The 23,698-nt window shown below is 72.5% G+C and carries 18 protein-coding genes and 1 tRNA gene; 11 read left to right on the top strand and 8 right to left on the bottom strand.

Annotated elements, in window-relative coordinates:
• Nucleotides 1–11 precede the first annotated feature (11 nt).
• The 4 genes from OG738_RS02110 to OG738_RS02095 all read left to right on the top strand — a co-directional run bounded on the left by OG738_RS02110 (nucleotide 12) and on the right by OG738_RS02095 (nucleotide 6,189).
• Nucleotides 12–87 (top strand) — tRNA-Glu (locus OG738_RS02110).
• Nucleotides 88–299: 212 nt separating this feature from the next.
• Nucleotides 300–3,947, top strand: coding sequence for a tetratricopeptide repeat protein (locus OG738_RS02105; protein ID WP_329050751.1), 3,648 nt, complete (start codon nucleotides 300–302; stop codon nucleotides 3,945–3,947).
• Nucleotides 3,932–5,209, top strand: coding sequence for a hypothetical protein (locus OG738_RS02100; RefSeq protein WP_329050749.1), 1,278 nt, complete (start codon nucleotides 3,932–3,934; stop codon nucleotides 5,207–5,209). Before OG738_RS02105 ends, OG738_RS02100 begins: the two co-directional genes overlap by 16 nt.
• Nucleotides 5,209–6,189, top strand: coding sequence for a hypothetical protein (locus OG738_RS02095; protein WP_329050747.1), 981 nt, complete (start codon nucleotides 5,209–5,211; stop codon nucleotides 6,187–6,189). Before OG738_RS02100 ends, OG738_RS02095 begins: the two co-directional genes overlap by 1 nt.
• 64 nt (nucleotides 6,190–6,253) lie before the next feature.
• Here OG738_RS02095 and OG738_RS02090 read toward each other — a convergent pair whose 3' ends face one another.
• Complete coding sequence (locus OG738_RS02090) at nucleotides 6,254–6,658, bottom strand: histone-like nucleoid-structuring protein Lsr2 (protein WP_329050745.1); 405 nt, start codon at nucleotides 6,656–6,658, stop codon at nucleotides 6,254–6,256.
• Between the two features lie 759 nt (nucleotides 6,659–7,417).
• On the opposite strand from OG738_RS02090, the gene OG738_RS02085 reads away from it, so the two are divergent.
• Complete coding sequence (locus OG738_RS02085) at nucleotides 7,418–8,107, top strand: HU family DNA-binding protein (protein ID WP_329050744.1); 690 nt, start codon at nucleotides 7,418–7,420, stop codon at nucleotides 8,105–8,107.
• A 368-nt stretch (nucleotides 8,108–8,475) separates the two neighbouring features.
• On the opposite strand, the gene OG738_RS02080 is transcribed toward OG738_RS02085, so the two are convergent.
• From OG738_RS02080 to OG738_RS02070, 3 genes are all read right to left on the bottom strand, one after another.
• Nucleotides 8,476–8,886: a histone-like nucleoid-structuring protein Lsr2 gene (locus tag OG738_RS02080; protein ID WP_329050742.1), complete on the bottom strand. Its 411-nt coding sequence runs from the start codon at nucleotides 8,884–8,886 to the stop codon at nucleotides 8,476–8,478.
• Nucleotides 8,887–9,092: 206 nt separating this feature from the next.
• Nucleotides 9,093–9,284: a hypothetical protein gene (locus tag OG738_RS02075; RefSeq protein WP_329050741.1), complete on the bottom strand. Its 192-nt coding sequence runs from the start codon at nucleotides 9,282–9,284 to the stop codon at nucleotides 9,093–9,095.
• Nucleotides 9,285–9,915: 631 nt separating this feature from the next.
• Entirely contained in the window at nucleotides 9,916–10,578 is a 663-nt protein-coding gene (locus OG738_RS02070) for an HU family DNA-binding protein (protein ID WP_329050740.1), read from the bottom strand.
• A gap of 640 nt (nucleotides 10,579–11,218) precedes the next feature.
• Between OG738_RS02070 and OG738_RS02065 the strand changes: the two genes are divergently transcribed.
• Genes OG738_RS02065 through OG738_RS02050 form a run of 4 tightly spaced genes read left to right on the top strand, consistent with a single transcriptional unit; the run spans nucleotide 11,219 to nucleotide 18,536 of the window.
• Nucleotides 11,219–12,961 (top strand): ATP-binding protein, encoded by a 1,743-nt coding sequence (locus tag OG738_RS02065; RefSeq protein ID WP_329050738.1) that lies wholly within the window; start codon nucleotides 11,219–11,221, stop codon nucleotides 12,959–12,961.
• A 34-nt stretch (nucleotides 12,962–12,995) separates the two neighbouring features.
• Complete coding sequence (locus OG738_RS02060; protein WP_329050736.1) at nucleotides 12,996–14,156, top strand: exonuclease SbcCD subunit D; 1,161 nt, start codon at nucleotides 12,996–12,998, stop codon at nucleotides 14,154–14,156.
• Between the two features lies 1 nt (nucleotide 14,157).
• Complete coding sequence (locus OG738_RS02055) at nucleotides 14,158–17,562, top strand: SMC family ATPase (RefSeq protein WP_329050735.1); 3,405 nt, start codon at nucleotides 14,158–14,160, stop codon at nucleotides 17,560–17,562.
• Nucleotides 17,559–18,536: a hypothetical protein gene (locus OG738_RS02050; RefSeq protein WP_329050733.1), complete on the top strand. Its 978-nt coding sequence runs from the start codon at nucleotides 17,559–17,561 to the stop codon at nucleotides 18,534–18,536. The genes OG738_RS02055 and OG738_RS02050 overlap by 4 nt, the downstream gene beginning before the upstream one ends.
• 323 nt (nucleotides 18,537–18,859) lie before the next feature.
• Here the strand turns inward: OG738_RS02050 and OG738_RS02045 are convergent, their stop codons facing one another.
• Nucleotides 18,860–19,345: a hypothetical protein gene (locus OG738_RS02045; protein WP_329050731.1), complete on the bottom strand. Its 486-nt coding sequence runs from the start codon at nucleotides 19,343–19,345 to the stop codon at nucleotides 18,860–18,862.
• 155 nt (nucleotides 19,346–19,500) lie between these two features.
• On the opposite strand from OG738_RS02045, the gene OG738_RS02040 reads away from it, so the two are divergent.
• A complete protein-coding gene (locus OG738_RS02040; protein ID WP_329050729.1) occupies nucleotides 19,501–21,564 on the top strand; it encodes a glycoside hydrolase family 3 C-terminal domain-containing protein in 2,064 nt (687 codons plus the stop codon).
• Nucleotides 21,565–21,652: 88 nt separating this feature from the next.
• Here the strand turns inward: OG738_RS02040 and OG738_RS02035 are convergent, their stop codons facing one another.
• Both OG738_RS02035 and OG738_RS02030 read right to left on the bottom strand, forming a co-directional pair.
• Nucleotides 21,653–22,231, bottom strand: coding sequence for a hypothetical protein (locus tag OG738_RS02035; protein WP_329050727.1), 579 nt, complete (start codon nucleotides 22,229–22,231; stop codon nucleotides 21,653–21,655).
• A gap of 58 nt (nucleotides 22,232–22,289) precedes the next feature.
• Nucleotides 22,290–22,538, bottom strand: a complete 249-nt coding sequence (locus tag OG738_RS02030) for a hypothetical protein (protein ID WP_329050725.1) — start codon at nucleotides 22,536–22,538, stop codon at nucleotides 22,290–22,292.
• 100 nt (nucleotides 22,539–22,638) lie between these two features.
• On the opposite strand from OG738_RS02030, the gene OG738_RS02025 reads away from it, so the two are divergent.
• A complete protein-coding gene (locus OG738_RS02025; protein ID WP_329050723.1) occupies nucleotides 22,639–22,953 on the top strand; it encodes a nuclear transport factor 2 family protein in 315 nt (104 codons plus the stop codon).
• Nucleotides 22,954–22,978: 25 nt separating this feature from the next.
• On the opposite strand, the gene OG738_RS02020 is transcribed toward OG738_RS02025, so the two are convergent.
• A complete protein-coding gene (locus OG738_RS02020) occupies nucleotides 22,979–23,680 on the bottom strand; it encodes an IclR family transcriptional regulator (RefSeq protein WP_051183801.1) in 702 nt (233 codons plus the stop codon).
• Nucleotides 23,681–23,698: the final 18 nt, after the last annotated feature.

Raw genomic sequence — 23,698 nt, 5'->3', positions numbered from 1 at the left:
AAAGATCCTATGCCCCCGTCGTCTAGCGGCCTAGGACGCCGGCCTCTCACGCCGGTAGCGTGGGTTCGAATCCCATCGGGGGTACCAGCAGTAATCACCCGAAGCCCGTCTGACTCAGGTCAGGCGGGCTTTTGCGGTCACTGAGGGCTGATCGACTCGGGATCCCGGTCGGACCGCGGTCAGGATCGTCCTTCTCGGACACCCCGCCCGCGGCGCGCTCGTGCCCGCGCGAGCCGGTTCGGCACCGGCGTACGCGAACACTCCCCGTCACCCGATCGACACGAGTAGGGTCGGTTTTCGTGGAGGAGGCGGAGCTGGGGCGGATGCCGTGGCGGGCGCGGGTGTACCGGGCCAACGGCGTTCTCGTGGGCGGCGGCGTGTTGCTCGGCGACCGGCACGTCCTCACCTGCTCCCACGTGGTCGGCTCGGCACCGGGCCCGGACGCGGCGGTCGACGTCGACTTCCTGGAATCGCCTCGTACTTCCCCGATGTCCGCGCGGGTCGCGCGCGGCGGCTGGGTGCCGCCCGACGAGTTCGGGCGGGGCGACCTGGCTCTCCTGGAACTGCCCGAGCCCGTCGAAACCGGGCTCGGGACGTTGCTGCGCCGCGACTCGTCGCCGTGGGACCGAGCGGTCCGCGTCTACGGCTTCCCGCAGGGCGTCGAGTACGGGATCTGGGTGCGGGCCCGGCTCGCCGGACCCGCCGGGCCCGGCGGCGAGTGGATCCAGCTCACCGACCCGGACGCGCGGATCGGCGCGGGGTTTTCCGGCTGCCCGGTGATCGACGACGCGACCGGGCGGCCGCTCGGCATCATGGTCACGGTTCTCCGGCCCGGTGGCGTGGCCTGGATGATCCCGACGGACGTGATCGTCCGGTACCTCCCGCAGGTGCGGCAGTGGGTCGCCGCTTCGTCGGCGCTGGACGACAGCCTCGACCGGCTGGTGGTGCACGCGGGCGGCCTGCCCGCCGCCGACCGGGACGACTTGCGGGTGTCCTTGCCGAAGGGGGCGTTGCCCGACCCGCAGGAGGCCCTGCTCGACGATCCGTCGATGCCCGAGGAACGGCGGTTCTGCTCGCGGTGCGGGCACGCCGTCGGCCGGAGCCGGGGCGAGCCGGCCGGGCGGAACCGCGGCTACTGCCCGAACTGCGGTACGCCGTTCGACTTCTTGCCCGGCCTGAAGGCCGGCGACGTGGTGGACGGCCGCTACACCGTGCTCGGCTGCCTGTCCCGCGGCGGCTTCAGCTGGATCCACCTCGGCCGTGACGAGATCACCGGCGACCTCGTGGTGCTCAAGGGCCTGTTCGCCGGCGCCGACCCGGGCGTCGAGCGATTGGCCGCGGGGCAGCGCGACCTGCTGCCGCTGCTGGATCACCCGAACCTCGTGCGCACCCTCGGATTCGTCGACCACGTGGACCCGGCGACCGGCCGCACCGACAGCTACCTGGTCATGGAATACGTGCACGGGTTCTCCTTGCGGTCGGTGATGCGCCAGGCCCGGCGCCTGCGACCCGAGCACGTCGCCGCGTACGGGCTGCAGATCCTCGACGCCGTCGGATACCTGCACGAGCAGGGGCTGCTGTACGGCGACATGAAGCCCGACAACGTGATGCAGGTCGGCGACCGCGTCAAGCTCATCGATCTCGGCGCGGTCCGGCGGCTCGACGACCGGACGAGCGTGATCATCGGCACGCCGGGCTACCAGCCCGATCGTGAGGAACTGCGGCGGTACGGCGTCTCGGTCCGCTCCGACCTCTACGCGGTCGGCCGCACCCTCTCCGATCTGCTGCGCTCGTGTGAGCACACGGCCGGGGTCGGGATCGAGGCGCTGGAAGCGCTGATCGCGCGGGCGCTGGCCGATCGCGCCGACCGGTTCGACAGTGCGCGGGAGATGGCCGAGCAGCTGGAAGGGGTCCTGCGGCAGCTGCTGGCGCTGCGCGACCGGGTGCCGCGGCCGGTGACGTCCACGGTCTTCACCGGTCCGGCGGACGTCCTGCCGGGCGGGCTGCGCCTCCCGGACTGGGCGGACTGGAGTGAACCGGCGACCGGCCCGCTGGTCCGCGGCGACCTCCCACCGGAGCCGGCCGGCGTGGCGGCGGCGCTGCCCGGCCCGCGGCCCGAGCGGGCGGGCCACGTCCTGGCCGGATGGCGCGACGGCCTGGCCGAGCTGACCGCGGCGGCCGTCGACCGCGCGGAGCCGGCTTTCCGGCGTTGCGCGGCCACGGTTCCCGGGGAGCCGGCGGTGTGGCTGGCCCTGGGACTCTGCGCCGAACTGCGGGGTTCCGGCGGCGACGCGGCGCGCTACTACGACGCGGTCTGGGCGCGGGACCGGCGGGAAATCGCGGCGGCGTTCGGCTTGGCGCGGACGCGGCTGGCGGTAGGCGACCGCGTCGGCGCGGCCGCCGTCCTGGACGACGTCCCCGACGATGCCGCGCACGTGACCGAGGCCAGGGCCGCCGCCGTTCTTGCGCTCGCCGCCCGCCGGTCCGCCGAAGCGGACCTGCCGAGTCCGGACGAGGTCGCGGCCGCGCTGGAGCGGTTGCCGCGCGTCGGCCTGTACGGCGAAGAGCTCGACCGGCTCACGGCCATCGTCCTCGAGACGGCGCTCCGCCTGGCGCAGCCGCGGCGCCCGGCCCAGGTGCCGGAGGAACGCGAACTCCGTCTCCGGTTGCGCCACATCTACCGTGCCGCGGCAAAGAGGAAGCCGAAAACCCTCTGGCAAGGGCTGCTGGAGCGTGCTCATCGGGTGTGGGACTTCGGTTCCGCTCCCCGTCCGGCGACCAGCCCCGAGGTCGTCCTGAGCCAGAACAAGTACCTGGCCACGCACCGCGACGACTTGCCTGTGGTCGTCTCGGTTTCCGGCCGCGCGTTCACGTTGCGCGTGCGGACGCTGCCCGGCCACCGGCTGGAGTCGATCCGGCAAGTGGCGCCGACGGCGGCCGAGATCGACGTCGCCCCCGGTCCGGAGGCCACCTTCCGGCTGGGTACCGGGGACGAAGCGCAGACGTGGGAGTACCTGCTGCGGTTCACCGCGGCCCGGCGGGGACGGCTCGGCGAAGACGTCGTGGTGGCCGAGATCGACGTCGAGCGGGACGGCGTCCGCTCGCCGGTGCGGCGGGTCTTGGCGCACTGGACCACCGAGACCGCCAAGTCCGGCCGGTCCGAACGAGCTGTCGCGGCTTACACCGGGCACGCCACCCTCACGGAAGCGGTCGAGGCCGCACTGTCCGCCTACCGGTCGGGTGACGCGGGTGAGGCGCTCGACGCGCTGGGCGCGGCCGTGGCCATGGCCGCGGAGCAGCGGAACGACGCCGTTCTCCAGCGGCTGAGCAAGCTGGTGGACATCGTCGACGCCGAGAACGGGCTCGTCAGCTTCCGGCAGTCGCCGGACGACCGCCGCCGGGACGAGTGGGACCACCTCTCCGAGCGGCTTTCCGTGCCCCTGCGGGAACCCGAGCTCGTCGGCTCGGGGATCGCCACCGCCGTCCGCACTTCCGTGCAGTTCGTGCCTTCGGTCGCGTCCGCGGCGGCCGTCGAAACAACCGGCGTGCTGCAGGAACCCCTGCGCGCGCCACCGGTCGTGCCGGTGCCGCCGGTGCTCCGGGCCGATGTCCGGTGCCTGTCCGACGGCCCGGTGGTGGTGGGTGCCGCAGCGCGTGTCTCGGTGGCGGTGTGGCGCACCGAACGGCTCGAGCCCCTTCCGGAGGCTGTTCGCGTCCGGGTGCTCCTCGACGCGATGCCGGGCGTGGTCGAGCCGGTGAACCGGATCGCGTCGCTGACGACCGACCGGCTGATGCGGCCAGTCGAGTTCGACGTCGTCCCGGCCGAACCCGGGGAGCTGCGGCTGGTGTTCCGGATCTACCGGGACTTCGACAGCCACCTGCTCATGGAAGTCGCCGCGACGTTGCCGGTGGAACGCACGGAGGTGCCTTCGTGGCCCGGAACCTGATCGCCGAAGTCACCCTCGACAACACCGACGGACTGCGCCGGGTGACCGTGCCGCCCTACAACCGGGCGCGCACGGTCAGCCTGCGGTTCGTCGAACTGCCCGCAGACCAAGGGTTCCTCGTCCAGGCGTGGGGCAGCGCGTTCCCCGACGACGGCGGCGGCGGGTACCAGGGGCGGCTGGAGCGCGGCCTTTCCGTCCTCAACTCCAGCATCGACGTGCTTCGCGACGCCTGGCAGCGCCACGTCGTCGCGTACGAAGAGCGGCCGGACGTCGGCGCGAGGTCCCACCCGTTCGCCGACGCGTGGGACCTCTCGGGCCGCCCGGACCTGCTCCGGCGCGCGGGACCCGCGCTGGCACAGGCGGGGCACAGCACCTACCGGCTGCTGTTCGGGGGACCGGATCCCGGGCTGCGGCGGATCCGCGCGCTGCTCGAGTCGGCGCTCGCGGGCGGCGAGAACGTCATCAGCATCGAATCCGACAGCCTGATCGTGCCGTGGGGAATGCTCTACGCCCGGCCGGACCAGCCGGACGAGTACCCCGACGAAGACAGCTGGGGACTCGGCGGCTTCTGGGGTTACCGGCACGTCATCGAGCACACGTTCACCCGGGTCGACGATTTCGACGCCCGCATCACCGTCGCGGGGAAGAAGGTCGTCGTCGGCCTCAACGTCGACCACGGGGTCGACCGCCAGTTCCCGAAGACGCCCTACATCGCGCCCACCCTGGACTTCTTCCACGGCCGGGCCGAAGTGGTGATCCGTGAGGACAAGAGGCGGCTGTCGGCGGACTTCCGCAGCCGGGACTTCGGGGACCACGTCACCTACTTCGGCTGCCACGGAAAGGTTTCCGGGGCGAGCGGGCTGGTCGAGCACCCCTACCTCAAGCTCGGCGACGGCGAGCGGATCTACGGCACCGAGATCGAGTCCTGGCTCGTGGGCGCACCGCTGCCGACCCGCCCGTTCGTCTACGTCGGCGCCTGTCAGGGCGGCCAGGTGTGCTCGGCCTTCTACGCCGCGTTCGGCCGGATCCTGCTCGGCAACGGCGGCCGGTGCCTGATCGGTCCCCAGATCGACCTGCCGCCGGCCTTCGCCTGCGAGTATTCGAGGCGGCTGTTCAGCGAGTTCCTCGACGCGGGCGGCAAGCTCGGCGACATCGTCCGCTCCCTCGCGCGTCTCTTCGCCGACGAGTACGCCAACCCGCTCGGCCTGATGTTCTCGCTGTACCGCGGGATCGACGTCCACCTGTGGCAAGAAGGACCGTGATGACGGCACCGGTGATCCTCGACCTCGACGACCACGGTGACTTCCTGGATCCCGGCACCGGCGCACCGGTGCCGCCGGAAGCCGTCCCGCAGTTCCTGTCCGCCTGGCTCGCGGTGCCTGAAGAAGCGACGGACATCGTCGTGTTCGTGCACGGCTGGCGCACCACGCGCGCGGCGGCGGATCGCCGTGCGCGGCAGTTCTTCGGGTTGGTCGAGGACCGCTACGGAAGCCGCCCGGAAGCCTACCCGGGCCTGGGTTCCTGGCAGGGCTTCTACGTGATCGTCCGCTGGCCGTCGATGAGCAACCCGTTCCTCACGGGGTACCGGCGGATCAGGGACCGCGCGCACGCGATGACGACCGACGGCCGGGCCGCCGAAGCACTCGGCCAGTTGCTGGGCTACCTCAACGCCGAGCGGACGCTGCCGGGAGGACCACCCAGTCTCCGGACCGTCACCGGCCAGTACCTGCACTGCGTGGGACATTCGTTCGGCGGCCGGTTCGTCGTCGAGGGCGTGCAGGCGGCGGCGGGAAGCGGGCCGCCCGTGCTCGGGTGGGACCGCGCGGACCCGCGCTATCCCTACACGGTGGATTCCCTGCTGGTGTTCCAGATGGCGGCCCGGCCGGACATCTTCGCCGGGCGCTTCGCGCCGATGCTGCGGGACGCGCCGATCAATGGACCGATCGTGGTGACCCGTTCGCGGGCGGACCACGCCACCGGGTTCTGCCACCGGCTGGCGGAAGGCGTGCGGGGGATCGGGCACGTCGGTGTGCTGGCCCCGGCGGAACACGTCACCGAAACCGCGTTGCACCGCGTCGAGACCGCGTACCGCCGGTCCGAGCTGGACCGGCGGATCGTGAACGTCGAAGCCGGCTGGCGCTTCCGGCGGGGACGCTGGTGGAGCCCGGCCGGAGCGCACTCGGACATCTGGTACCCCGAGTCAGCCCACCTGCTCCTGTCGCTGGCCGAGCTCGCCCGGTGAGCGAAGCCGTCGGCGACGAGGGTGTCCTCGCCGCCGACGGGATGTTCCGCCCGGCCACCGGCCGTCACTTCTTGACGGCGGCGACCTTCTTGCGCGGGGAACGCTTGCGCGGAGCCGGTGCCTCGGCTTCCGCCGCCTGAGCCGCTTCGTACGCGGCGATCACCTCGGAGGAGAGGCGGCCGCGCTCGGAGACCTCGTAGCCGTTCGCGTTCGCCCAGGCGCGGATCTGCTGGTTGCGCTCACGATCGGTGGAGCTGGTCGTCGCCTGGCCGGTCGCGACCCGGACCTTGCGGCCACCGGTCCGGCGCCCGGCGGCGATGTAGCGGGCGAGCTCCTCACGCAGGGAGGCGGCGTTTTCGTCGGAGAGGTCGATCTCGTACATGACGCCGTCGAGGGAGAACGGGACGGTGTGGGCGGCGAGGGTGCCGTCGATGTCGTCGAGCATCTCGACGAGGACCTTCTGGGCCATTCCTGCTCCTTGAAACGGTATATACCAGTAATGTGGCGATGGTGACCGAGCGCGCGAATGTGGTGCTCCACTGTGGAGTATATCCATACCGGTCGGTTTGGCGAGATATCTGCCCGGTCGGCAGCAAATCCGCCGCCGCGGCACGGGCCTTCGAGGAAACGCGGGCGGCCGGGAGGAGAAGTCACCGCGAAGCCGCGAACAGCGGCAAGGAGCACCGCGGATGTGCAAGTTGCACGTGCCGGATCGTCCGGCCATTGCGTCCGGCGGGGTGCTCGTCAATCCGGTTTCCGGTCCGTTCGGGGCCGTGTTCGCCGTGATGGTTCGAATTCCGGTCGAAGGTCCGGGCGGTCGGCGTACATCGGGCAGCCGCGAAAACGGCACGGTCGAAATCGGGATCGGGCCGGCCGTCATTGGCGGCGTGGGAGGCGCGGCGCGGCGGGCTGGGTGCCGGGCGGCCCCCGCTACTTCGTTGGACTGCTTGGGTTTCCTGCGGCCCCAAGTCGAACAATTGTGCGATCGGCGAGGTTGTCCTATATGGACAGGAAGCATTCCGGTCAGGAAAACCCCAGGTCAGTGGCGGCCTCGTGGCTGTACGTGCTGAGCGGGCGGGCGGGGGCGGGGATTCGAGTGCCGACTTCTTCGGCGACACAACAGAGTTCTCAGTCACCCGTGTTTGGATTTTCGGCCGTCCTGGTAATACTCTGTGTGACGTCGGCCGGAGATGGGCCTGACTCTCGGGTTTTCACATGGAGGACTGGAATGACGAACAAGGCCCAGCTGATCGAGGCGCTGTCGGAGCGTCTGGGCGATGACAAGAAGGTGGCTGCGCAGGCCGTGGACGGTCTGGTGGACATCATCATCCGGACGGTCAACAAGGGCGAAAAGGTCAACATCACCGGCTTCGGCGTCTTCGAGAAGCGCGCCCGCGCCGCTCGCACCGCCCGCAACCCGCGCACCGGTGAGGCCGTGAAGGTCAAGAAGACCAACGTGCCCGCGTTCCGCGCCGGCACGACGTTCAAGGACGTCATCTCCGGTTCCAAGAAGCTGCCCAAGGCCACGCCGGTCAAGCGCGCCACCGCGGCGTCGACGACCACCCGCGCGACCACCACCAAGGCGGCGGCGCCGGCCAAGGCCACCAGCACGCGGGCCACCGCGACCCGCGCGGCGGCGGCCAAGCCGGCCACGGCGACCCGGACCCGCGCCACCGCGGCGAAACCGGCCGCGAAGGCCACCGCCACCAAGGCGACCGCTCCGAAGGCGGCCCCGCAGGCCGCGGCGAAGACCACCGCGGCCAAGGCCACCACGGCCAAGGCCACCACGGCCAAGGCGACCACCACGCGGGCGAAGGCCGCCGCCGCCAAGCCGGCCGCGACCAAGACCGCCGCGGCGAAGAAGCCGGCCGCTGCCAAGGCCCCGGCCAAGCGCACGTCGGCCGCCAAGAAGAAGTAACGTCCGTTTCACCGGAAGGGCCCCGCACCAGAGGTTGGTGCGGGGCCCTTCGGCGTTCCCCGGCCGCGGCACGTGTTCGGCCCTTGTGCTGCTGGGATCGTCCGGGCGTGTCCGTGCCATTCCTGCGGCCCTGACCGGAGCGTGGCCGATCAAGGCGAACGTCGGTCTTTAGCGTTCCTGGAGGGAAATCCAGGGCGGGCCTGGTGCCTTGATCCGGGATCGGCTCCTCGGCGCTCAGTGCCCCGGTGGCCGTGGTCCGCGGGCCGGGGACCCGCGGTGGTGGCCTCCGTCGGCGGCGAGGGCCGTTCGTCCCTGCCGCCGACGGGCCGTGTGCCTTGCCCTCCCCAGTGATCCGGGCGGCACCGCCGTCACTTCTTGGCGGCAGCGACCTTCTTGCGGGGTGCGCGCTTGCGCGGGGCCGCCGGGGCTTCGGGCTCGGTCACCTGGGCCTGCTCGTACGCCGCGATCACCTCGGACGACAGGCGGCCGCGCTCGGAGACCTCGTAGCCGTTCGCGTTCGCCCAGGCGCGGATCTGCTGGTTGCGCTCGCGGTCGGTCGTGCTGGTCGTGGTCGACTGGCCCGTCGCGACGCGGACCTTGCGGCCGCCGACGCGCCGGCCGGCCGCGATGTAGCGGGCGAGCTCGTCACGGAGGGCGGAGGCGTTGCCGTCCGAAAGGTCGATTTCGTAGGTGACGCCGTCGAGGCCGAACTGAACGGTCTGGGCGGCGGTGCTGCCGTCGATGTCGTCCAGGATCTCGACGAGGACTTTCTGGGCCACGGGAATGCTCCTCAAGCTGGATGTGCGTCCGGGGAACGTGACGTGTGACAAGTTGCACAATGACCGACGTTCTTGGGTGGAGTGTATCCACCCGGGGATCGGTACGGCAATTTCCCGGCGGCTTCCCGCGATTCGGGTGTCCTGAATGGACGTACCGCGCCGGTTCCACTGTGGAGCGCCGACGCGGTGGTCCGCCTTGTCCCGCCCTACGTTCCGGACGGCGTCGAGCCCTGTTCGCCGTGGTGGTAGGGCGGGTCCGTCTCCAGCGCTTCGTCGGCGTCCCCTTCGGCGGGGTCCGAGAGGTCCGCTTTCGCGGCGGCTTCCTTGGCTTCCTGAATGTGCTGCCGGGAGCGGGCGAGCTCCGCGTCGGGACCGTCCTGCTTCTCGTTCTCCGCCATCACGACTCCTCGCCGGGTGTTCGGGCAATTCCTTCCCCGGCGGCTACCCGGCGGGGCGGGAACGCAACCGTCGGGGCGGTGATCGTTTCTTCGGCGCGACCATTCCGGGAACCGGCGGCTTGGTTTCGCTCGATTCCGCGGAGGCGCTGAGGTCGGCGCAGACGGCTGGAGCGTCCTGTACGGGCTTGGCTGGGCGGGGCGCCCGCCGCGGCGCTCCTGCGGTCGCTGGGGGCCGGGGAAGGGCTGCCGGGACCGGTTCCGCGTGTCCCCGCCCGGATGGCGTGCTGCGGGGCCCCTCGAACGCCGAAGGGCCCCGCACGGCCGGGCGGTCGGCCTGAACGCCGTTCCCGGGGACGTTGAAGGGGCTCCGCGCCAACCTCGCGTCCCGGGCCGCACGCCCGCCGCCCCTCGAACGCCGTTCCCGGGACCGCTGAAGGGCCTCGTGCCAACCTTGCGTCCCGGCCGGACAGAGTGCTCCGCGACCCCTCGAACGCCGAAGGGACCCCGCACCCAACCTCGCATCCCGGGCGAACACCCGCCACTCGCCCGGTGAACGCCGTTTCCGGGCCCGGGGAACGCCGAAGGGCCCCGCACCAACCTCTGGTGCGGGGCCCTTCCGGTGAAGCCGGTGTTACTTCTTCTTGGCAGCCGACGTGCGCTTGGCCGGGGCCTTGGCAGCGGCCGGCTTCTTCGCCGCGGCGGTCTTGGTCGCGGCCGGCTTGGCGGTGGCCTTCGCCCGCGTGGTGGTGGCCTTGGCGGTGGTCGCCTTGGCCGCGGTCTTCGGGGCCGCCTTCGTGGCGGTCGCCTTGGTCGCGGTGGCCTTCGCGGCCGGCTTCGCCGCGGTCGCCCGCGTGCGCGTGGTGGTCGAACGCGTCGTGGCCGGCTTGGCCGCGGCCGCCCGGGTGGTGCGGGCCGTGGTGGCCTTGGCCGGAGCCGCGGCAGCGGCCTTGGTGGCCGTCGCCCGCGTGGCGGTGGCCGCGGTGGCGCGCTTGACCGGGGTCGCCTTCGGGAGCTTCTTCGAGCCGGAGATGACGTCCTTGAACGTGGTCCCGGCACGGAACGCGGGCACGTTGGTCTTCTTCACGCGCACGGCCTCACCGGTGCGCGGGTTCCGGGCGGTGCGAGCGGCGCGAGCGCGCTTCTCGAACACCCCGAAGCCGGTGATGTTGACCTTTTCGCCCTTGTTGACCGTCCGGATGATGATGTCCACCAGACCGTCCACGGCCTGCGAAGCCACCTTCTTGTCGCCCAGACGCTCCGACAGCGCCTCGATCAGCTGGGCCTTGTTCGTCATTCCAGTCCTCCATAGTGGAACTACTAGTCACGGCCCATCTCGGCCGACACTGCACACGGTATTACCAATACCGCACAAAATCCAACCGGGGGTCGAAATATTTCCTTGCGAGGGCGCTGGTTCCGCCTCCCGAGCGACCTTCGTGCGACCGGCCCCGGAATGGGGGCCGAACTTCGACCATGGCCCTGAGCAGGCAAAACCCGGTACCGGAGCCGTCCACAGTGGTCGTCCATATAGGACCCGGGGCCCTCCGGGAGACTTTTTCCGCGACACGCCGGGGGAGCGGCCTCCCGGAGGGTGGCCGAGGCCACCCGAGCCGATCCCGCGCAGCGGCGGGGGATCCCGGACCCGTCGCCGCGGCGCCCGGGAGGCCCGGCGGCGCCGCTTCGCCGTGGGGCCAAGGCGGTAACGCCCGGGGCGCCCGGAGCGACCTCTCCGGAACGGCGGCGAGGTCGTTGCGGCGCAAGCGGTGGCGGCTCCGCCGGAGCCGGAATGATCTTCCCCGTAGGGTGAACTCACTCGTTCGGCCCAGCCCGGTGGTCCGGGCGCGCGGCCGGCGCACCGCCGTGTTGGCCGCGGGACTGTCGGTCCGGCGAGCTAGTCTGCCGCGGGAGGAAGCCCCGGGCGGACAGGGAGAACCGTGGACCAGGAGACGCTCACCACCGTGGTCGGCCGGGTGGCCGGGACCGAGGACTCGACGCCGCTGCAGTTCCACGTGGCCATCGATCCGGATGCCTATCTGCAGCTCGACGACGTCGTCGTGACCCGGCGGGAACTGCCCGGCCTCGGCGAAGTCACGTCCTTCGGCGTCGTGACGCAGGTGAGCGCGCGGCACGAGGGCGCCAGCTTCGGCAGCGACGTCTTCCTGATCTCCGACGGCGTCCTGCCCGCGCAGGTGCAGGAGATCGCCGAGATCGCCACCACCCGCGTCGAGCCCGAGTGCTACGTGCCGCCGCGGCCGGGTGCCGTCGTCCAGCGGGCCGTGGGGGAGGATCGCGCGCAGGCGCTGTACTTCGACAACATGACCCGCCAGGTGGCGGTCGGCCTCGGGCGCGACGGCGAACCCGTCTACCTCAACATGGACTTCCTCGACGGCACCCGCGGCGCGCACGTCAGCATCAGCGGCGTCTCCGGCGTGGCCACCAAGACGTCGTTCGCGTTGTTCCTGCTGCACTCGATCTTCCGCGGCGGCGCCCTGCCGAACGCCCACAACGCCAAGGCCCTCGTCTTCTCGGTCAAGGGCGAGGACCTGCTGTTCCTCGACACGCCGAACGTCCACCTCGACGAGCAGCTCAAGGCCGAGTACGCCAAGCTCGGCCTGCCCGCGGAGCCCTTCGCGTCCGTCGGCTTCTACGCGCCGCCGACGCCGTCGGACACGACCGGGAAGCCTTACGTCACCGGGCGGACCTCCGGGGTCGGCGCCTTCTGGTGGACCATCGCGGAGTTCTGCGCGCAGGACCTGCTGCCCTACGTCTTCGCCGACGCCGAGGACGAGCGCAACCAGTACACGATGGTCATCCACCAGGTCGCGAACCGGTTGCGCCTCGACAGCACTCCCGCGGGCAAGGACGGCGCCGCGAACGTCGACGGCGTCCTGTGCCGCACCTACGCCGAGTTGGTCGACGTGATCTGCGAGCGCGTCACCGACGAGGAAACCCGCGCGAGCTGGGCGGGCGCGGTCACCGGCGCGGGCACGGTCAACGCGTTCATCCGCCGCCTGCGCTCCAGCCAGCGCGCGCTCAACGGCCTCATCCGCGGCGACCTCACCGACCACTCGGCGCGCAAGCTGTCGACGGAGAACCAGCAGGTGACCGTCGTGGACATCCACAACCTCGTCGAGCGCGCGCAGCGGTTCGTCGTCGGTGTCACGCTCGCCGCCGAGACCGCGCGCAAGGAAGCGGCCGGCCCCGGCGGCCTCCTGTTCACCATGCTGGACGAGCTGAACAAGTACGCGCCGCGCGAAGGCAGCAGCCCCATCAAGGAGGTGCTGCTGGACATCGCCGAGCGCGGGCGGTCCCTCGGCGTCATCCTCATCGGCGCGCAGCAGACCGCGTCCGAGGTGGAACGCCGGATCGTCAGCAACAGCTCGGTGCGGATCGTCGGGCGCCTCGACGCCGCCGAAGCTTCGCGCCCCGAGTACGGCTTCCTCCCGACTAGCCAGCGGGTCCGCGCGACGCTCGCCACGCCCGGCACGATGTTCGTGAGCCAGCCGGAGATCCCGGTGCCGATCGCCGTCGGCTTCCCGTTCCCGGCCTGGGCCACGCGGCTTTCCGAGGCCGGGAAGGTGCCCACGACCACAGCGTCGTCGAAGAAGTCCGATCCCTTCGCCGGCCTGCCCACGGGAAGCAGCGACCCGTTCGGCGACGACCCGCCGCCGTTCTGAGCCGCTCCCGATCTGCGCAACGGAAGGAAGCCGCGTGAAGTTCCTGCACACCTCCGACTGGCACGTCGGCAAGACGCTCAAGGGCCGCAACCGCCTGGACGAGCAGCGCGCCGTGCTCGGCGAGATCGTCCGGATCGCGCGGGACGAGGTGTTCGACGCGATCCTCGTCGCGGGCGACCTCTACGAGACGTCGGCGCCGTCGGCCGCCGCGCAGGAGCTCGTGGTCCAGGCGCTGATGGCGTTGCGCGACACCGGCGCCGAGGTCGTCGCGATCGCCGGGAACCACGACCACGCGGCGACGTTCGAGGCGTACCGGCCGCTCCTGCGCAAAGCGGGCATCCACCTCACCGGGAACCCGCGGCCGGTCGCCGACGGCGGCGTCGTGTCGTTCGACGCGCGATCGACCGGCGAGCGCGTCAACGTCGCCGTGCTGCCGTTCCTTTCCCAGCGCTACGCGGTCCGCGCCGCCGAGCTGCTCGCCGGGACGCCGGCGGACCACGTCGGCGAGTACGACCAGCGCGTGCGCGACATCCTGGAGCACCTCAAGTCCGGGTTCTCGGCCGGCGCGGTGAACCTCGTGATGGCGCACCTGACGGTGACCGGCGGGACGATGGGCGGCGGCGAGCGCGCGGCGCAGTCCATCTTCGAGTACCACGTGCCCGCGACGGCGTTCGGCGCCGACCCGCACTACGTCGCGCTCGGCCACCTGCACCGGCGGCAATCCCTGCCCGCCGCGTGCCCGGTGCACTACAGCGGTTCGCCGTTCGCGGTGGACTTCGGCGAGCAGGACAACAAGAGCGTGGTCCTGGCCGTCGAGGTCACGCCGACGACGCCCGCGAAGATCACCGAAATCCCGATGACCAAGGGCCGGCGGCTGCGGACCGTCCACGGCACGGTGGCGGAGCTCGTCGGGCGCGCCGAGGAGTTCGGCGAGGACTACCTCCGCGTCTACGTCCGCGAAGCGACCAGGGCCGGGCTGCGCGAGGAGATCCAGGAAGCCCTGCCGAACGCCCTGGAAATCCGCATCGACCCGGAGTTCGCCGCCCCGGTGACGACCGCGGGCGGCGACCGCGCGGTCGCGGACCGTTCGCCGGGGGAGCTGTTCGCGTCCTACTGCGAAGAACGGACCGTGGCCGACAAGCGCGTGCAGTCGCTCTTCGCGCGGCTGCACGACGAAGAGACGAGCGGGGTGTGACATGCGGCCTGTGCTGCTGGAGATGACCGGCTTCGCGTCGTTCCGCGACAAGACCGAAGTCAGCTTCGAAGACACGGACTACTTCGCGCTCGTCGGGCCGACCGGGGCCGGCAAGAGCACGGTGATCGACGCGCTCACCTTCGCCCTCTACGGCTCGGTCGCGCGCTGGGACCACGAAGGGCTCGTCGCGCCCGCGCTCGCCCCGACGGCGAACCGCGCGACCGTGCGGCTGGTGTTCGACGCCGGCGGCGCGCGCTACCACGTCGTGCGCGAAGTGCGGCGCAGCGGCGGGAAGAAACCCACGGTCAGCGTCAAGAACGCCCGCCTGGAACGGCTCGCCGACCCCACCGCGCTCGGCGGCGCGGAGGACGACGCCGACCCGGTCGCCGCGGACTCCGAGGTCACCCCGGCCGTCGAACGGCTGCTCGGGTTGACGTTCAAGCACTTCTGCACCTGCGTCGCGCTGCCCCAGGGCGACTTCGCGGAGTTCCTGCACGCCAAGGCCGCCGACCGGCAGAAGATCCTCATCAAGCTGCTGGGCCTGGAGGTCTACGAGCGGATCGGCCGCCGCGCCGGGGTGACCGCGGAGCAGCAGAAGCAGCGGGCCGCCGTCCTCGCCGAACAGCTCGGCAGCTATGCCGACGCGACCGAGGAAGCCGTCGAAGAACTGGCCGCGCGGATGGCGGCGCTGGCGGACCTGGACTCCCGCGTCACCGCGGCACTGCCGGGACTGTCCGCCGCCACCCGCGCGCACGACGAAGCGCGGCAGCTCGTCGCGACGCTGACGCGGGAGCTGGGCGTCCTCGACGCGCTGGAAATCCCGGACGGCGTCGAAGACCTCGAAACCCGGCGCCGCACCGCGGGCGAAGCGGCCAGGACGGCACGAGCCGGGCTCGAGACGGCCGAGACGGCGGACGAAGCGGCTCGTGCCGCGCTCGCGTCCGCCCCCGACCGCGGTGAACTGGAACGGATCCAGGCCGCCCGCACGGAACTCGCGGAGGCCGAGACGGCCCTTCCGCGCCTGGAAGAGGCCGCGAATGCGGCGTCGCAGGCCAAAGACGCCGCCGGCTCCGCGGTGGCCGAAGCGGTGTCCGTCGTCGACGCCGCGCGGAAGAACAGGGACACCACGGCCCGCTCCGCCGAGGACGCCGCCGCCGAAGCCGCGCGGGCCCGGCAGGACCGCGACCGGCTCGCCGGGCTACGGCCGCCCGCGGATCTCGGGGACCTGTCGGCGGATTCGGCTCGCGTGGCGAAACGCACTGCCGAGGCCGACGCGCGCCTGCGTGCGGCCGAGGCCGCCGACTCCGCGGCGCGCAAGGCGCTGGGCGCACAGCCGGACGTCGCTCCGCTGGCGTCGGCCCGGTCCGACGCCCGCACGCTCTACGCGTTGTGCGAGACGCAACGGAACTCGGCGCCCGAGCGGGCCGCTCGCCGGAAGGACCTGGAGACCGCGCGGGCTTCCTTCGCGAGCGCCGACGCCGAGCTCGCCGCGGCGAAGTCCGCGCTGTCCGAGGCCGAACGCACCGGGCAGGCCCTGGTGCTGCGGGCCGGGCTCGCCGTCGGGCACGAGTGCCCGGTGTGCGAGCAGGAAGTCACGACGCTGCCGGACACCGGCGGGCACGCCCACCTGGCCGAGGCCCGCGAGCGCGTCGAGCGCGCCGAACGCGAGCGCGCGGCGGCCGAAGCGGGCGTGCGCAAGCTGGAACGGGCCGTCGACCGCGACTCCGACTCGGCCGTGTCCGCGGCCGCGCAGGCGGACGAACTGCGCGTGGTGCTGGCCGACGTCGACGGGCCGCCGGAGTCGCCGGTGCTGCGACGGCCGGTCGAGGCCGGTTTTTCCGAGCAGGACTACGCCGATCTCGTCGCGGCCGTGCGCGAACGCGGTGAATGGCTGTCGGCGACGATCGACGGCCGCGCACGCGTCGCCGAGGCCGCGCGCGCCGCGGACGCGGAACTCGCCGCGGCTCGCACCGAACGCGCGGCGGCGCAGAACGACGCCGACGCCGTCGAAAAGTCCTTCGCGGCAGCGCGGGAGGCGTTGCGGGCGGCCCGGGATCCCCTGGTGGAGCTGGGCGCGCCGGCGATCGGCGGCGACGACGTCCCGGCCGGCTGGCAGCGGCTGACCGCGTGGGCGGCGGCCACGCTCGAGGACCGGCGGACGGCGCTGGCCGCGCTCGAATCCGCCGCCGAGGCCGCGGGCAAGGAAGCCGTCGTCGCGGCGGAGGACCTCAAGACCGCCGAAGGGAACGCCGAACAGCGGCGGAAGCGGGCGGAAGAGGCGGCGCTGGTCGAGCAGGCGGCGAGCACCGCGCTGGCGACCACGCGGCGCCGTCACGGCGAACTGGCCGGAACGCTCGCCGCCGCGCCCGCCGCCGAAGTGGTCGTCGAGCAGCTCTCGAAGGTCGCCGAACTCGAGAAAGCCGCGAAGGCGGCCGACGCGGACCTGCGGACCGCCCGCGCGGCCGCGAAACAGGCCGCGGAAGCCCAGGCACGCATCGCGGACCAGGTCGACGCCGAACGGCAGCGGCTGTCCCGGGCCCGCGACCCGCTGGTCGGCCTCGGTGCCCCGCCGATCGACGGCGAAAGCCTCCTCGACGGCTGGACCGCGCTCACGGACTGGGCGGCCGGGCAGGCGAACCGGCACCGCGACCGGCTGACCGCCGCCACCACCGCCGAGCGCGACACCGCCGAAGGGCTGCGAGTGGCCGAACGTGCCGTCGTCGAGGACGTCACGGCGCTCGGGATCTCGCTGGACGAAACCGGCGAGGTGCGCGACCGCGTCCCGGTGGCCGTCGCCGCCGCGCGGGCGCGGGCCGAGGGCGACCACACGGAGATGAAGCGGCGCGTGGCGCGCGTGGCGGGCCTGCAGGGCGACATCGCGGCCGCGGAGTCCGAAGCGCAGGTGGCGCGGCTGCTGGCGGATCTCCTGCGGTCGGACAAGTTCCCGCGCTGGCTGATCGCCGGGGCGCTCGACACGCTCGTCGCCGAGGCGTCCGCGTCGCTGCTCGAGCTGTCCGGCGGCCAGTTCGAGCTGACCCACGACAAGGGCGACTTCCTGGTGGTGGACCACAACGAGGCCGACGCCCGCCGCCCGGTGAAGACGCTGTCCGGCGGGGAGACGTTCCAGGCGTCGCTTTCGCTGGCCCTGGCGCTGTCTTCGCAGCTCGGGGCCATGGCCGCGGACGGCGCGACCAAGCTCGAGTCGATCTTCCTCGACGAGGGCTTCGGCACCCTCGACGAGGCCACCCTCGACGTCGTGGCGTCCACATTGGAGAACCTGTCGGCCACCGGCTCCCGGATGGTCGGCGTGATCACGCACGTGCCGGCGCTCGCCGAGCGCGTGCCGGTGCGGTTCCAGGTCACCCGCGACGGCACCGGTTCGCACATCACCAGGGAGGGCGCATGACGGCCGTGGCCGGGATGAACTTCAGCGTCGACTCGTGGGACCCGGGCTACGGCAGCTCGATGGAGGCCGAGGAGCTGGCGCGGTCGGGCGCCGAGGTCGAGCTGGACGTCGAGGTGCCCGCGGCGGAATGGGCGCCGATCGACCCCTCGCCGGTTTCGGCGCCCGACGCGGTGTTGTTCGTCGACGGCGTCCGCCGGATCGACGCCCGCGTGTGGATCGACGACGCGGCGGGAACGAATTCGGCGTCCATCGGGCTCTGCGCGTCCTACGCGGCCGGGGTGGTGTGCTGCTGCGACGGACGCGCGCACGTCGTCGCGACCGACGTCCGGCGCGGGGTCTTCACGGTGGCCTCGGACGCCGGCGACATCCTGACCCCGGCGGGGGTCTACCGGGCGTTCCGCGCCACGGCCAAGGAGGACAGGCCCCTCGCGGTGGTGCTGTCCTCGGCGTTGCAGGAGCAGCTGGCCGAGGCGGAGCTGGACACGTCCACCGAGGCACGCCGGGCGATCGCCGGGCACGTCGGCAGCGACCTGCTCGTGGTCGACGGCCCGCTGAGCGGCCGCACGCACCTGCCGCGGGCGGTCGGGTTCATCAAGAGCCACCAGACGACGTACCTGCCGGGCGAGCTCAACGCAATGGTCGGCAGGCTGGACCCGCACCAGCGCACACCGGTGTTCCTGATGGGCACGACGTGGGTCCGCCACTCGTGGTACCTGCGCCTGCCGTCGGCCGGCGGCCCGCCGTGGTCGGGCGTCGTGCGCGTGGAGGCGGCACCGCACCTCGGCCGCGAGGAAGTGGCGGAGCTGGCGAACCTGACGCAGTCGGTGTTGGGGCGGTTCGCTTCGGTGGAGTACAAGGACTCGCGGGCACCACAGAACCTGTACCCGATCGCGGGCCTGGAACGCGACCTGCGGCACCGGCTGGGAGACCAGCAGTTCGTGTACCGGGCACTGCGCCTGGCCGCGGCCCGCTGAGACCGGCGCGCCCCCCGCCCTTCCCTGGGGGGCGTCCCCTTGGCCAGTCTATCGGCGCCCACCGACGACCGGGGCGGTTGCCGCGCTCGGGGGAGCCGTTCGTCCACAACTGCCGAACGGTGTGGACAACTCGGCTCCCCGCCGCCGAGACCGGTCCCGACGCAGCGAGCTGTCCGGGTGCGGCCGCCCCACCGGCTCCCTGGCCGCCGCTGAGACCGGCCCGGCGTGCAGTGCTCGCCGGGCCGGCATCCGCCCTCTGGGGGTGGGCGGCCCCGAGCCGGCGGACTGGGGTCCGCGCGGCCCGAGGTGTCCTTTGTGGAGTGTCAGCTCAGCGAGCCGTCGCCCGTCTGGGGTGCGCCCGCCGGCTTCACCGCGACCTGCGGCTTCGCCGGCTTGGCCGTCTTCGACGTCGTCGTCGGTTTCGGTGCCGGAGTGGACGTCGGCGGCTTGGCCGTCGAGGATGGCGGCGGCGTGCCCAGGATCGTGAACGAGCCGGTCGCCTTGCGGCCGTCCGTGCACGTGAACGACGCGGTGTACTTGCCCGGCGTCTTGATCGCCGTCGTGTGGCCACCCGCGCGGCCCCAGTTGCCGCCCTCGGTCCACGGCAGCGGTGCCGCGAAGCCCTTCGACGTCACCGGGGTGGCCGGGGTGCAGCCGCCGATGGCCGCGTGCGTCTCCGCGTCGACCCGGCCGCCCGGCTCGACCTGCTGGGTCAGTCCCCAGCTGACTTCGGCGGCCTCGGCCGGGACCGCCACCGTCAGGGTCGCCGCCGCGGCGGCCGTTAGTCCGATCAGGGTTTTCTTGAGCATGTCCGTCCCCTCTCCTGCGTACTCCCTCCACGCGTGAGCCGGGGAAACGGTTGAGCCCCCTCGGTGTTCAAGTACGTGAATGACAATCGAGTCTATGTTTCTTGGTCACGTATGAGTTAGTTTGTTGCTCCCATTCGGAGGCAAGGGAGACTGCGATGCGCAACGGCCGGCTGGTCCTCGCCGCGGTACTGGGACTGTCGCTCGCGGCACCCCTGACCGCCGCCGCGGACGCCCAACCCTGGCGCGACGCCCACCAGTCGCCCGACCGCCGCGCCGCGGAGCTCGTCGCCGCGATGACCCTCGACGAGAAGATTTCCCAGCTGCACCTGCAGCCCGACGCCGAGCACCAGCGGTTCGTGCCGCCGATCCCGCGGCTGGGCGTGCCCGGCTTCCGGATCGCCAACGGCCCGGCCGGCATGGGCCCCGCCGACGACAAGCCGCAGAAGCCGGCGACCGCGCTCCCCGCCACGATGGCGCTGGCCTCGACGTTCGACACCGGCCTCGCGCGGCAGTACGGCCGCCTGGTCGGCGACGAAACCCGCGCGCTCGCGCACAACGTGTCCGAAGGGCCGGACATCAACATCGCCCGCGTCCCGCGCAACGGCCGGACGTTCGAAGGCATGGGCGAGGACCCGGTGCTCGCCGGGACCATGGGCGCCGCCGACATCCGCGGCATCCAGGAGAACGGCACCATCGCCGAGGTCAAGCACTACGCGGCGAACAACCAGGAGACCCAGCGCCAGAGCATCGACGAGCACATCGACGAGCGCACCCTCAACGAGATCTACCTGCCGCACTTCGAGCAGGCCGTCACCGAAGGCCACGCGGGCTCGGTGATGTGCGCCTACCCGAAGATCAACGGCGTGTTCACGTGCGAGAACCCGGCGCTGCTGCAGGGCAAGCTGCGCGACGACTGGGGGTTCAAGGGGTTCGTCCAGTCCGACTGGGGCGCCGCCCACAGCACCGTCGGGTCGGCGAACGCGGGCATGAACCTCGAGATGATCGACGGCACCTGGTACGGCGACAAGCTGAAGCAGGCCGTGCTCGCCGGGCAGGTGAGCGAGCAGCGCGTCGACCAGCTGCTGCTGCCGCGGTTCCGCACGATGTTCGCGTTCGGGCAGTTCGACCACCCGCCGACGCTGACCCCGCTGCCGACCGCGGAGCACGACGCCGCCGCGAAGCAGTTCGCCGAACGCGGCATGGTGCTGCTGCGCGACGAGCACGCCCAGCTGCCGCTCGACGACCGCGCGGTGCGGTCGATCGCGCTGATCGGGCCGTTCGCCACCAAGGCCAAGACCGGCGGTGGCGGCAGCTCCGCCGTCATCCCGACGTCCACAGTGGACCCGCTGGCCGGGCTCCAGGCTCGCGTTCCCGGCGCCACGGTGACCCTCGACGACGGCAGCGACCCGGCGCAGGCGGCCGCGCTGGCGCGGACCGCGGACGTCAGCGTCGTGATGGTCGGCGACAACGAGACCGAGGGCAAGGACCGGCCGAGCCTGGCCCTGGACGGGAACCAGGACGCGCTCGTGGCGGCCGTCGCGGCGGCGAACCCGCACACCGTGGTCGTGGTGAAGAGCGGCGGCCCGGTGCTGATGCCGTGGGCGTCGTCGGTGCCCGCGATCCTGCAGGCGTGGTACCCGGGCCAGCAGGACGGCGCCGCGGTGGCGGGCGTGCTGTTCGGCGACGTCAACCCCTCGGCGAAGCTGCCGATCACGTTCCCCGCGGCGGACGCGGACACCCCGGCGAACACGCCCGCGCAGTTCCCGGGCGTCAACGGCGTCGCGACGTACTCGGAAGGGCTGAAGGTCGGCTACCGCTGGTTCGACGCGGAGAACAAGACGCCGCTGTTCCCGTTCGGCTACGGCCTGTCGTACACGACGTTCGCGTTCTCCGGGCTGACCGTGCACAACACGGGCGACGGCGCGACGGCGACGTTCACGGTCCGGAACACGGGCAAGCGGGCGGGCGCCGAGGTGGCGCAGCTGTACCTGGGCTTCCCGGCCGCCGCGGGCGAACCGCCGAAGCAGCTGAAGGGGTTCTCGCGGGTGGACCTGTCCCCGGGGCAGGCCCAGCGGGTGACGATCAAGCTGACCGCGCGCGACTTTTCGGTGTGGGACACCGGCCGCGACGCCTGGCGGCCGGTGAAGGGCGGGTTCACCGTGCAGGTGGGCGACTCGTCACGGTCGCTGCCGCTGCAGGCGCCCCTCACGCGCCGCTGAGCCCGGCACCGCGGGGTGGCCTCGGTGCAGGTCGTCGTGAGGGGGAAACAGGGTTAGCACACCGTTTCACACTCACGACCAGCGTCGGTCAGGCCTTGCAGCCGGGGGCGACGGCCGCCGCGGCGACCAGTTCCCGGGACTCCACCAGCGGGGCGATCGGGTCGTACGTGCCGTCGACGTCCTGCTGGGCCTGCGTCAGCGCCTGCCACGCCGGGTCCTGCGATGCCACGTCGTCCGGCTTCGCGCGGTCCAGCGTCGTCTTCGCGTCGCGAGCGCGGTCGCGGGCCGTCGTGAACTTCGTGACGAACGCCTTCCGGACCGTCTCGGCCAGCGGCACCGGGGCGGGTGGGAGCGCCGTCAGCCGGTCGACGACCTCGCCCGTGCGGTCCGCGATGCCGCCCAGCTCCTCGCTGAGCGCCTTCTGCGCTTCCGCGACCGAGTTCGGCGTGGACCTCCCCGGCGCCGCCTCGTCGTTGGTGCGCTTCCGGTAGCCGTGGATGGCGGCGCAGAAGCCGTCCAGCCAGTCGAGCGTCGCGGGGTCGACCGACGGCGCCGGGGAGAGCGTGGCCGGGGCCGTCACGGTCACGGTCGGCGGCGCGGCCGGCGGCGGTGTCGAGCACGCGGCCAGCAGCAGGCCGGCCCCGAGCAGTCCCGGGACGATCTTCATGGCTTCCCCTCGCGGTGACGCTTTGCCGGTACACGCGCGAGGGGGCCCGGCGGTTGCTTCAGGCCGCGAGCGTCCCGCCCAGCGCGAGCCTGCCGTCGTCGGTCAGCTCCGCCCGCGTCCACTGCCCGACGGCCGGCACCGGCCCGAGCGCGGGCCGGATCAGCCCGGCCCGCGCCAGCTCGTGCGCCGTCGCCTGGTCGCAGCACGCCAGCCCGTCGACCCGCAGGTCCGGTTCGCAGCTGCAGGTCAGTTCGGCCCGCCCCGCGCCGACGGCCCGCAACATCGCCAGTGCCCTTCTGTTCAGCATGGTCGTTCCCCCTCCGTGGTGCTCTCCTGAAGGAGACGTGACCGCCGTCACCGAATACGCGGATTTCGCGAGGTTCCCCCGAACGGTGCACGATGACCCCATGACGGATTCGATCGGCGACCCGGCGGTGCGCGCGTTCGTCGACGCGCTGAACGCGGGCGACCGCACAGCGTTCCGGGCCGCGCTCACCGCGGACGCGACGATGTCCGACGACGGCACGGACCGCGACCTCGCCGAGTGGACCGAGAAGGAGATCTTCTCCAGCCAGGGCCACCTCGAGGTCGAGACCGCGGAGGACGAGGGGAGGAAGTTCGTCGCGAGCTACTCGAACTCGACGTGGGGCGCGATGCGGACGCGGTGGGCGTTCACCGTTCGCGACGGCAAGGTGGCGCGCTTCGAAACGGGCCAGGCCTGACACGATGTGACTCCTGGGGCGGGAGTTACAGCCGTTCCTGCAACGCATCCGCCGCCGCGAGCAGGTCCGCCGCCCAGCGGGCGCCCGGCTTGCGGCCGATGCGCTCGATCGGGCCGGACACCGACACCGCGGCCACGACCGTGCCCGCCGAATCGCGGACCGGCGCGGAGATGCTCGCCACGCCCGGCTCGCGCTCGGCGACGCTCTGCGCCCAGCCGCGGCGGCGCACTTCCAGCAGCGTCCGCTCGCCGAAGACCGCGTCCGCCAGGATCGTGCGCTGCGTGTGCGGGTCCGCCCACGCGGCCAGCACCTTGGCGCCCGAGCCGGCCGTCATCGGCAGCCGCGAGCCCACCGGGACCGTGTCGCGCAGGCCGCTCGGCGGTTCCGCCGTCGCCACGCACACGCGCTGGACGCCGTCGCGGCGGTAGAGCTGCACGCTTTCGCCCGTGACGTCCCGCAGCTTCGGCAGCACCACGCCCGCCGCGTCGAGCAGCGGGTCCGTCGAACCGCCGGCCAGTTCGGCCAGTGCCGTACCGGGGCGCCAGCGGCCGTCCGGACCGCGGCGCAGCAGCCGGTGCACCTCGAGGCCGACCGCGAGCCGGTGCGCGGTGGCCCGGGGCAGGCCCGTCCGGGTGCACAGTTCCGCGAGGCCGCAGGGGTCGTCCGCGACCGCCTGCAGGACGGCCACCGCTTTGTCCAGTACTCCGATACCGCTATGCTGTCCCACGACCCGATACTAGCGTCC

The sequence above is a fragment of the Amycolatopsis sp. NBC_01488 genome (assembly GCF_036227105.1).
In the GTDB taxonomy this organism is placed as follows: Bacteria; Actinomycetota; Actinomycetes; order Mycobacteriales; family Pseudonocardiaceae; genus Amycolatopsis.
This window is presented reverse-complemented; position numbering and strand designations above follow the sequence as displayed.

Coding starts and splice junctions, on each gene's coding strand:
- OG738_RS02050 (WP_329050733.1), top strand. CDS start 17,559: ATGACGGCCGTGGCCGGGATGAACTTCAGCGTCGACTCGTGGGACCCG.
- OG738_RS02075 (WP_329050741.1), bottom strand. CDS start 9,284: ATGGCGGAGAACGAGAAGCAGGACGGTCCCGACGCGGAGCTCGCCCGC.
- OG738_RS02045 (WP_329050731.1), bottom strand. CDS start 19,345: ATGCTCAAGAAAACCCTGATCGGACTAACGGCCGCCGCGGCGGCGACC.
- OG738_RS02040 (WP_329050729.1), top strand. CDS start 19,501: ATGCGCAACGGCCGGCTGGTCCTCGCCGCGGTACTGGGACTGTCGCTC.
- OG738_RS02070 (WP_329050740.1), bottom strand. CDS start 10,578: ATGACGAACAAGGCCCAGCTGATCGAGGCGCTGTCGGAGCGTCTGGGC.
- OG738_RS02035 (WP_329050727.1), bottom strand. CDS start 22,231: ATGAAGATCGTCCCGGGACTGCTCGGGGCCGGCCTGCTGCTGGCCGCG.
- OG738_RS02085 (WP_329050744.1), top strand. CDS start 7,418: ATGACGAACAAGGCCCAGCTGATCGAGGCGCTGTCGGAGCGTCTGGGC.
- OG738_RS02055 (WP_329050735.1), top strand. CDS start 14,158: ATGCGGCCTGTGCTGCTGGAGATGACCGGCTTCGCGTCGTTCCGCGAC.
- OG738_RS02025 (WP_329050723.1), top strand. CDS start 22,639: ATGACGGATTCGATCGGCGACCCGGCGGTGCGCGCGTTCGTCGACGCG.
- OG738_RS02095 (WP_329050747.1), top strand. CDS start 5,209: ATGACGGCACCGGTGATCCTCGACCTCGACGACCACGGTGACTTCCTG.
- OG738_RS02030 (WP_329050725.1), bottom strand. CDS start 22,538: ATGCTGAACAGAAGGGCACTGGCGATGTTGCGGGCCGTCGGCGCGGGG.
- OG738_RS02090 (WP_329050745.1), bottom strand. CDS start 6,658: ATGGCCCAGAAGGTCCTCGTCGAGATGCTCGACGACATCGACGGCACC.